Here is a 1,244-nt window from a genome sequence, read left to right as displayed (position 1 = left end):
AATAATTCGGCTAGCGAAAGAACCAGAGACCGCAGACTCGTGCAAAAAGTCCATACTAATGCAATGGTCTGGGGAATAAGATTTTAAACGTTCAATCGCTAAACTATCCCAACAAGCATGAACCACTCGGAAGTCTTCTTTTTCAATAAAAAGAGGGATTTCATGAAACCACGATAGAAACTTGTGCCATTCGGAGCGATGAGCATCAAACTGCTCCAAGGTCTCTCGAATAAGTCTGTGATGACGAGCGTTGTGCTCGCGCAAATACTGCATGCCACTACCTTGACGACCCTCTGTGCAGTAACACATTGCATTGTATTCGTGATTGCCCAGGACAATTTCGGCCTGCGATTGGTCGACCATGTCTTTTACAATATGCAGAGCTTCTCGAATTCGAGGGCCTCTATCAACAATATCACCCACAAAAATCACTTTGCGTTGCGGATGACGGTAGCAACCTTGCTTGTTCTCATAACCCATCTTTTTCAACAGACGTTCAAGGGAGTTACCACAACCATGAATATCACCAATCAGGTCATAGCCTTGCTTAACTTTTTTCTTAACAAATGCCATCTATTAACTACTTATCAGGTTATTGGCCCAGCCTAATTTCTCTCTACAGGTTTCATAGAAGTTATGAGAGGTAGGGTGAATCAAACGCACTTTATGTGGTTTTTTACTTATGTATACTGCATCGCCAGGCGCAACAGGGATGTGATGCTGACCATCACAGCTGACCTGCGGGTAAATCTCATTACCTTCACCAATCACAATTTTAATCTCACTTTTACCGTCAACAACGATTGGACGGCTACTGAGCGTATGAGGAAACATTGGAACTAATGAGATTGCATCGAGTTTAGGGTGCAAAAGAGGCCCACCGGCCGACAAAGAGTAAGCTGTTGACCCAGTTGGTGTCGAAACAATCAAACCATCTGAACGCTGACTGTAGACAAACTGACCCTCAATAAACAAGTCAAAACCGATCATACGAGTTGACTTACCCGGGTGAAGAACGATGTCATTCAATGCGGTACCAAAGCCAACCGGCTCGCCATTTCGCTTAACATGAACATCTAGCAGGAAGCGTCTTTCCTGAATATACTGCCCTGAAAGCACTTCTTTTACTTTCGATTCCAACTCAGTTGGTGACACATCAGTCAAAAAACCTAATCGGCCACGGTTTACTCCTAACAAAGGAACATTTGATTTAGCTAACTCTCGAGCAGCCCCCAACAAACTTC

The 1,244-nt window shown here is 43.9% G+C and carries 2 protein-coding genes; both read right to left on the bottom strand.

Annotation, left to right across the window (positions count from 1 at the left end; genetic code table 11):
- Positions 1–573, bottom strand: a 573-nt coding sequence (locus A3735_RS00345; RefSeq protein WP_197485544.1) for a metallophosphoesterase, incomplete at its 3' end; no start/stop codon positions are given.
- 3 nt (positions 574–576) lie between these two features.
- A partial coding sequence (locus tag A3735_RS00340) for an NAD(+) kinase (RefSeq protein ID WP_068637340.1) occupies positions 577–1,244 on the bottom strand: 668 nt, incomplete at its 5' end.

This window comes from Oleiphilus sp. HI0061 (genome assembly GCF_001635675.1).
The sequence above is the reverse complement of the archived record's forward strand: the minus strand, read 5'-3'. Positions and strand labels throughout refer to the sequence as shown.